This window comes from Streptomyces bambusae, from assembly GCF_019400985.1.
Classification (GTDB): Bacteria; Actinomycetota; Actinomycetes; order Streptomycetales; family Streptomycetaceae; genus Streptomyces; species Streptomyces bambusae_A.
This window is the reverse complement of record NZ_WTFF01000318.1, coordinates 1-8,313: the sequence shown is the minus strand read 5'-3', so window position 1 is coordinate 8,313 and position 8,313 is coordinate 1. Positions and strand designations below refer to the sequence as shown.

Below are 8,313 nucleotides of genomic sequence, written 5' to 3'. Positions count from 1 at the left end.
CCCGGCACGGGCACCCCGGGGACGACCTGCCCGACCGGCACGCCGCCGTTGCGGGCGGCCTCGGCGAGCGCCGCCTCGGGGAGCGGGGCGGAGAGGATGGCCGCGATCTCGGGGCGCGGCGCGGGCGGCGGCGGGCAGAGCCCCGTGAGGTCCTTCGCCCGGACGGCCCGGGTGATCCAGGCCCGGTCCAGCACCCGCCGCTCGTCGGCCTCGGCGACCAGGTCCTCGGACTGGTTGTAGTCGCCGTCGGCGGCCTGTACGGCCCACAGGTGGACGGCGACCCCGTGCTCCTTGGCCGACATCAGCCCGGGCAGCAGGTCGCCGTCGCCGGTGACCAGGACCACGTCGGAGCAGGCGCGGTTGCGGGCCAGCTCGGTGAGCTCGGCGTGCATGGCCGCGTCGACCCCCTTCTGGGCCCAGCGGCCGTCGCTGCGGGTCAGTGCACCCAGTCGGACGGTCACCCGGGGCATGACGCGCAGCCGCCGGTGCTCGGGCTGGGGCACCCGGTCGGGGGCCCCGTCGAACCAGTAGATGCGCAGCAGCGGCTGTGCGGTGTCGGCCTCGGCGCGCTCGCGCAGCCCCTGGATGAGGGCCGCGTGGTCGACGGTGATGCGGGAGCGGGACGGCTCCCCGGCGAGGAGACTGGCGGCGGCACCCAGCAGATAGCCGGCGTCCACCAGGACGACGCAGCGGTCCACGCTTTCCACCCTCTTCCGGGGAGCGTTCCAGGTTTTCCCCGAGTCTGCCCGAACGCAAGGGTGTTGACGGCCGGAACTCGATCATCGGCGTGGCGTATCTCACCACGGCGGGCGCACGGGGTCCGAGCCGCCGACGGTAATGATCCAAAATGCGGGGTATCGGGCGGTGTGTGAATGTGAAGGCGGCCCTGGCCCCTACACCGTTCCCAGGAGGTTCCCCATGGCCAAGAACAAGAACCGCCAGCACCCCCAGCAGCAGCCCCGCTCGTCCCAGCAGGAGCAGTCGAAGGGCTCGCAGGAGACGTCGTCCGATACGTCGTCCTCGGCGCCCAGTCCCATGGACATGGCCCACAAGCGCAAGTCGAAGAAGTTCGGCCACAACTGACGCAGACGGCGGCACGCAGCCGAAAGGGCGCGCCCGGGATGTCCCGGGCGCGCCCTGGCGTGCTCCCCCAGCTACCGCCGGGAGGGGCCCCCAGGCGGCGCTGCGCCGACCGCGGCGGTGGCTCAGCCCGCCAGGCAGGACGGGCCGAGCAGCACCTTCAGGTCGCCGAACAGCGCGGGGTCGGGCTGCACCCGGTGCCGGTCCAGGCGCAGCACGGTCGTCGAGCGCGGCCCCTGGAGCTTGATCCGCACCTCGGTGTTGCCCTTGTGGTGGCTGAGGATCTCGCCGAGCCGGGTGACCATCGGAGGAGTGACCTTGACGGTGGGGATGGTGAGGACGACGGGGGCGTTGGTGCCCGCCGAGGACAGGTCGGGGACCATCAGCTCCATGGCGACCAGCCGGGGGATGTCCTCGCGCTTGTCGAGGCGGCCCTTGACGAAGACGACGGCGTCCTCGACCAGCTGGGTGGAGACCAGCTGGTAGGTGGCGGGGAAGAACATGCACTCGATGGAGCCGGCCAGGTCCTCCACGGTGGCGATGGCCCAGGCGTTGCCCTGCTTGGTCATCTTGCGCTGGAGGCCGGAGATGATGCCGCCGATGGTGACGACGGCGCCGTCGCTGTGCTCGCCGCCCGTGAGCTGGGCGATGCCGGCGTCCGTCTTGTCGGACAGGACGTGCTCCAGGCCGAAGAGCGGGTGGTCGGAGACGTAGAGGCCGAGCATCTCGCGTTCCTGGGCGAGCAGGTAGGACTTCTCCCACTCCACGTCCGAGAACTCCACGTCGAGTCCGAAGCCGGGCTCGCTGCTGTCCTCGTCACCCATTCCGCCGAACAGGTCGAACTGGCCCTCGGCCTCCTTGCGCTTCACCGCGACCACGTTGTCGATCATCGGCTCGTGCTGGGCGACGAGGCCCTTGCGGGTGTGGCCCATCTCGTCGAAGGCGCCGGCCTTGATCAGCGACTCGATGGTGCGCTTGTTGCAGACGACGGCCTCGACCTTGTCCAGGAAGTCGGGGAAGGAGCTGTACTTCCCCTTCGACTTCCTGGTCTTGATGATCGAGTCGACGACGTTCTGGCCGACGTTGCGCACGGCGGTGAGACCGAAGAGGATCACGTCGTCGCCCTGGGCGGCGAAGTTCGACTCCGACTCGTTCACGTTCGGCGGGAGCACCTTGATGCCCATACGGCGGCACTCGTTCAGGTAGATCGCGGACTTGTCCTTGTCGTCCTTGACCGACGTGAGCAGGCCCGCCATGTACTCGGCCGGGTAGTTCGCCTTGAGGTAGGCCGTCCAGTAGGAGACCAGGCCGTACGCGGCCGAGTGGGCCTTGTTGAAGGCGTAGCCAGCGAAGGGGACCAGGACGTCCCAGAGGGCCTGGATGGCCTGGTCGGTGTAGCCGTTCTTCCGGGCGCCCTCCTGGAAGATCGTGAAGTTCTTCGCCAGCTCCTCGGGCTTCTTCTTGCCCATCACGCGGCGCAGGATGTCGGCCTCGCCGAGCGAGTAGCCGGCGATGATCTGGGCGGCCTTCTGCACCTGCTCCTGGTAGACGATCAGGCCGTAGGTGACCGCGAGCACCTCTTCGAGCGGCTTCTCCAGCTCGGGGTGGATCGGGGTGATCTCCTGCTGCTTGTTCTTGCGCAGGGCGTAGTTCGTGTGCGAGTTCATGCCCATCGGGCCCGGCCGGTAGAGCGCGGACACGGCGGAGATGTCTTCGAAGTTGTCGGGCTTCATCAGGCGCAGCAGCGAGCGCATGGGGCCGCCGTCGAACTGGAAGACGCCGAGGGTGTCGCCGCGCTGGAGCAGCTCGAAGGTCTTGGGGTCGTCGAGCGGCAGGGCCAGGAGGTCGATGTCGATCCCCTTGTTGGCCTTCACCATCTTGACGGCGTCGTCCATGATCGTGAGGTTGCGGAGGCCCAGGAAGTCCATCTTCAGCAGGCCGAGCGACTCGCAGCTCGGGTAGTCCCACTGGGTGATGGTGACGCCGTCGGTGTGCCGCACCCAGACGGGTACGTGGTCGGTGATCCGCTCGCTGGACATGATCACGCCGGCCGCGTGCACGCCCATCTGGCGGACCAGGCCCTCGACGCCGCGCGCGGTGTCGATGACCTTCTTCACGTCGGGCTCGTTCTCGTACATCCCGCGGATCTCGCCGGCCTCGCTGTAGCGCGGGTGCTGCGGGTCGAGGATGCCGGAGAGCGGGATGCCCTTGCCGAGGACGTCGGCGGGCATGGCCTTGGTGAGCCGGTCGCCCATGGCGTACGGGTAGCCCAGCACGCGCGCGGAGTCCTTGATCGCGTTCTTGGCCTTGATGGTGCCGTACGTGCCGATCATGGCGACCTTGTCGGCGCCGTACTTCTCGGTCACGTACCGGATCACCTCGACGCGCCGGCGCTCGTCGAAGTCGATGTCGACATCGGGCATGGAGACGCGCTCGGGGTTGAGGAACCGCTCGAAGATCAGGCCGTGCGGGATCGGGTCGAGGTCGGTGATGCCCATGGCGTACGCGACGATCGAGCCGGCCGCGGAGCCTCGGCCGGGGCCCACCGCGATGCCCTGGTTCTTGGCCCACATGATGAAGTCGGCGACCACGAGGAAGTAGCCGGGGAAGCCCATCGAGATGATCGTGTCCATCTCGTACTCGGCCTGCTTCATGCGGTCCTCGGGGATCCCGCCCGGGAAGCGGCGGTGCATCCCCTTCATGGTTTCCTCGCGGAACCAGGTGACCTCGGTGTAGCCCTCCGGGATGTCGAACTTCGGCATCAGGTTCCGGTACGTGAACATGCCCTCGGTGTCGATCTGCTCGGCCACCAGGCGGGTGTTGGCGCAGCCCTCCTGCCAGGCGTCCGAGGAGTCGATGGCGTACATCTCGTCCGTGGACTTCAGGTAGTAGCCGGAGCCGTCGAAGCGGAAGCGGTCCGGGTCGGAGAGGTTCTTGCCGGTCTGGATGCACAGCAGGGCGTCGTGCGCGCCGGCCTCGTGCGCGTACGTGTAGTGGGAGTCGTTGGTGACCAGCGGCGGGATGCCGAGCTTCTTGCCGATCTCCAGCAGGCCGTCGCGGACCCGGCGCTCGATCTCGATGCCGTGGTCCATCAGCTCCAGGAAGTAGCGCCCCTCGCCGAAGATGTCCTTGTAGTCGGAGGCCGCCTTGATCGCCTCGTCGAACTGGCCGAGGCGCAGCCGGGTCTGCACCTCGCCCGAGGGGCAGCCGGTGGAGGCGATCAGGCCCTCGGACCACTGGGCGATGGTCTCCTTGTCCATCCGGGGCCACTTCGTGAGCCAGCCCTCGGCGTAGGCGTCGGAGGACAGCCGGTAGAGGTTGTGCAGTCCGGTGTTGTTCGCCGCCCAGATCGTCTTGTGGGTGTAACCGCCGGAACCGGAGACGTCGTCCCGCTTCTGGTGCGGCTGGCCCCACTGGATCCTGCGCTTGTTGCGCCGGGACTCGGGAGCGACATATGCCTCGATCCCGATGATCGGGGTGATTCCGGCTTTCTGGGCGGAATGGAAGAAGTCGTACGCCCCGTGCAGGTTGCCGTGGTCGGACATCGCGATGTGCGTCATGCCCATCTCGTTGCACGCGTTGAACATGTCCTTCAGCCGCGCGGCACCGTCCAGCAGCGAGTACTGGGTGTGGACGTGCAGGTGCGTGAACGGCGTCTTGGTCACGGCGGGAGGCTCCTGGCGCTGGGGGGAGGGGGCAGCTTCGAATCCTACGTCCCACGGGTGACAAACCCGGGGCACCGACGGGTACGGTCGGGCGTTGCATCGACGACGGACATCCGCAGAACCGGAAGACACCGGCCCGGCGTCCAGTCGGGCAGAACCTGTACAGACCGTGCACCAGGAGGCACCCGCCATGGCGGTCCCCGAGACGACCGACGAGCAGCGCGCCGAGCAGATACTCGACGTGTTCGACACCGCTTTCGGGGAGCTGCTCGCGGCCGACCCCGCGGCCTTCCAGGTCAAGTTCCGCAAGATGGCGGCCTCGGCCTTCGCCTTCTACCGCGGCACGGCCTGCCTCTTCTACGCGGACCTGGAGCGCGAGCGCCATGGCGGCCCGTACCTGGACGAGCGCACGGGCCGGGTGTGGATCCACGGCGACCTGCACGCCGAGAACTTCGGCACGTACATGGACGCCCACGGCCGCCTGGTCTTCAACGTCAACGACTTCGACGAGGCCTACGTCGGCCCGTTCACCTGGGACCTCAAGCGGTTCGCCGCCTCGGTCGCCCTGATCGGCTACACCAAGGCGCTCAGCGACGGGCAGATCAGCGAGCTGGTACGGATCTACGCGGCCGCCTACCGGGAGCGGATCCACCAGCTGGCCGCCGGCGCCAAGCACGAGGAGGTGCCCTCCTTCACCCTGGACACCGCCGAGGGCGCCCTGCTGGAGGCCCTGCGGGCGGCCCGCTCGCGCACCCGCTTCTCGCTGCTGGACTCGATGACGGAGATCCGCGACCACGAGCGCCGCTTCTCCTCCGGCGGGGGCGCGGTGGAGCTCGACGCGGCCACCCGGTACAAGGTGCTCGCCGCGTTCGACGGCTACCTGGAGACCCTGCCCGAGGAGTCCCTGGTCCGCCCCGACTCCTACCGGGTCAAGGACGTGGTGGGCCGCCGGGGCGTCGGGATCGGCTCGGCGGGGCTGCCGTCGTACAACATCCTGCTGGAGGGCCACAGCGACGCCCTGGAGAACGACGTCGTGATCTACCTCAAGCAGGCCCAGACCCCGGCGGTCTCGCGGCACGTCACCGACCGGGCGGTACGCGAGTACTTCCAGCACGAGGGGCACCGCACGGTGATCTCCCAGCGGGCCCTGCAGGCGCACGCCGACCCGTGGCTGGGCTGGACCGAGCTCGACGGGGCCGGGCAGCTGGTGGCGGAGGTCTCCCCGTACGCGGTCGACCTGGACTGGTCGGACATCGACGACCCGGAGGAGATCGCGGCGGTCGTCGCGGACCTCGGGCGGGCGACGGCGACCATGCACGCCTCCGCCGACGAGGACCAGAGCGGCCACTCGCTGGTGCCGTTCTCCACCGAGCGGGCCATCGACGCGGCGATCGCCGCCGACGAGGAGGGCTTCGCCCCGCTGCTGGTCGACTTCGCCCACGCCTACGGCGCCCGGGCCCGCGCCGACCACCAGATCTTCGTGGACCTCTTCCGCAACGGCCGGATCACGAGCGCCTCGTAGCCCGCGCGGTCCACTCGCCGGGTCACCCACCGTCCACCTCCTCGGCCCGGCGCGGATCCTCGGCGAGCACCTCGCGCAGCCGCGTGGCCCAGGCCGCCGGGTGCGTGAGGTTGCCGTTGTGCCCGCCGGGGAACTCCGCCGTCTGCGTGCCGAGCAGCGCGGCCAGCTCCTCGGCACACCGCTGGTCGAAGACGGTGCGCGGGGTGGTGCGGCCGGTCACCGGCACGATCCGCGGCCCCGCCCCGGCCCCCGCCGGCCCGGCCGGGCGCGGAAGCTCCGCCGGGTCGAAGGTGTCCTCGACGATCGCCGTGAGGTCGCGGGTCAGGAAGAAGTCGAAGTCGGCGGCGCGCTCGGACAGCCCTGGCTGCGGGGTCAGTCCGGGCTCGCGGTCCTGGGCGGCCGGGTCGATGCCGAGCACCCGTGCCACCTCGCCCAGCGCGGGCAGCAGCCCGTCCCGCCGATAGCGCTCCTGTATCTCCCTGAGCTCCCGCTCGTGCCGGGACCGCTCCCCGGCGGGGAGCAGCCGAGGGGTCACCGGCTCGTGGGCGACCAGGACCGACAGCTGTCCGGGGTGGCGGACGGCCAGGTGCAGTCCGATCGAGGCCCCGAGGCTGAGGCCCAGCATGACCGCCGGTTCATCGGTCAGCTCGGCCAGCAGCCGGTGGACGTCGTCGGCGTGCTCCTCCATCGTCACGCCGCGCCCGGGTGGGAGGGCGCTGCGGGACAGCCCCCGGCGGTCGTAGGTGACCACGGTGTGGTCCTCGGCGAGCCGGTCCACGAGGTCGACGCTGCGGCCGGCGTCCCCTTCACCGCTCTGCGCGATGAGCAGCAGCGGCCCGCTCCCCCGCACCTCGTAGTACAGCTCGGCCCCGGGCACCTGGAGCAGCCCCGCGCGCGCACCGTTCGCGTTCTCCGTCTCCGTCTTCGTCTTCGTCATGCACCCACCGCAATGCATCGATTTTGATTCATCAATAGAGATGGATCCAAAAAGATGAATCCATCGCGATGTATCGTGGCCCCGTGAGCCACAGCATGAGCGCGGTCGAGCTCTTCCTGCTCGGCCGGACCCTGATGAAGATCGGCGAGGAAGCGCTGCCCGCGCCCGAGGCGGCCGGCGAAGGCGCTGCCGCGCAGGGCGCCCGTGCGGTACTCATCGCCCTCAGCGACATCACTGCCCACCCCGGCAGTGCGGTCGGCGAGATCGCCCGCCGCACCGGGCTGCCGCAGAGCCAGGTGTCCACAGCGGTCGCCCGGTTGAAGAAGGCCGGTTCGGTGGTGACCTCCCCCGATCCCGACGACGGCCGCCGCCTGCTGGTCCGGCCGGCCGAGGAGGTCTCCGAACGGGTCGCCCGGGTTCGCGCCACCCGGATCGAGTCCGCCCTCGCCGCCGCCCTCGGCACTGCCGACGCGGCCGCCCTGAGCGAGGTCACCGCTGCGCTGGAGGTGCTGGCCCGGCACCTCCCACCGGGCGCGCTGGCCAATCTGCGCCCCTGAGCCGACCGCCGGCGAGCAGGCGAATCCTCTTTTCACAGATTCCCGTGGCACACTCGCCGCGATGGGCATATCAGGTGCAGGGCTCCGGGGGCTGCGGGCCGCGCTGTTCGGCGCGCTCGTCGTGCTGCTCTCGTCCGGGTCGCACGTCCTGCTGTCGCAGGCGCCGCTGCCGCCCGTCCTGGTCGCCGGCGCGTTCGCCGGGGTCTTCGTGATCGCCTTCGCGCTGGCCGGGCGGGAGCGCGGCTTCGGCCCGATCGCCGGCCTGCTGGTGCCGCTGGAGCTGGCCGCCGACACCGTCTTCACCACCGGCCAGCACGTCTGCTACGGCCCGGCCGGCGGCCCCGTATCGGGTCCGCTGCGCGCCCTCGGCCTGGAGGAGCTGTGCGGCGGCACGCCCGTGGGCGGCCCGCTGGCGGAAGGCTCCGGCCCGGCCGACACGGCGGCCGTGCTCGCCTCCGCCGGCCCGTGGACCCCCTGGCTGCTGCTGGGGGCGCACGTCTCGGTCGGCCTGCTGGCCGCGCTGTGGCTGCGCACGCACGCCCTCGGCCTGCA

7 protein-coding genes are annotated in these 8,313 nt (G+C 70.4%); 4 read left to right on the top strand and 3 right to left on the bottom strand.

Annotated elements, in window-relative coordinates; all coding sequences use genetic code 11:
- Nucleotides 1–707, bottom strand: a 707-nt coding sequence (locus tag GPJ59_RS29880) for an NYN domain-containing protein (protein ID WP_219671036.1), incomplete at its 3' end; no start/stop codon positions are given.
- Nucleotides 708–918: 211 nt separating this feature from the next.
- Between GPJ59_RS29880 and GPJ59_RS29875 the strand changes: the two genes are divergently transcribed.
- Complete coding sequence (locus GPJ59_RS29875; protein ID WP_219671035.1) at nt 919–1,083, top strand: hypothetical protein; 165 nt, start codon at nt 919–921, stop codon at nt 1,081–1,083.
- Nucleotides 1,084–1,205: 122 nt separating this feature from the next.
- Here GPJ59_RS29875 and dnaE read toward each other — a convergent pair whose 3' ends face one another.
- A complete protein-coding gene (dnaE, locus tag GPJ59_RS29870) occupies nt 1,206–4,745 on the bottom strand; it encodes a DNA polymerase III subunit alpha (RefSeq protein ID WP_219671034.1) in 3,540 nt (1,179 codons plus the stop codon).
- Between the two features lie 190 nt (nt 4,746–4,935).
- Between dnaE and GPJ59_RS29865 the strand changes: the two genes are divergently transcribed.
- Nucleotides 4,936–6,267, top strand: coding sequence for a DUF2252 domain-containing protein (locus GPJ59_RS29865; protein WP_374200948.1), 1,332 nt, complete (start codon nt 4,936–4,938; stop codon nt 6,265–6,267).
- A 22-nt stretch (nt 6,268–6,289) separates the two neighbouring features.
- Here GPJ59_RS29865 and GPJ59_RS29860 read toward each other — a convergent pair whose 3' ends face one another.
- Entirely contained in the window at nt 6,290–7,204 is a 915-nt protein-coding gene (locus GPJ59_RS29860) for an alpha/beta fold hydrolase (RefSeq protein ID WP_219671032.1), read from the bottom strand.
- Between the two features lie 95 nt (nt 7,205–7,299).
- On the opposite strand from GPJ59_RS29860, the gene GPJ59_RS29855 reads away from it, so the two are divergent.
- Nucleotides 7,300–7,761, top strand: a complete 462-nt coding sequence (locus GPJ59_RS29855) for a MarR family transcriptional regulator (RefSeq protein ID WP_219671037.1) — start codon at nt 7,300–7,302, stop codon at nt 7,759–7,761.
- Nucleotides 7,762–7,822: 61 nt separating this feature from the next.
- On the top strand, nt 7,823–8,313 hold a 491-nt coding region (locus GPJ59_RS29850; protein WP_219671031.1), incomplete at its 3' end, for a hypothetical protein.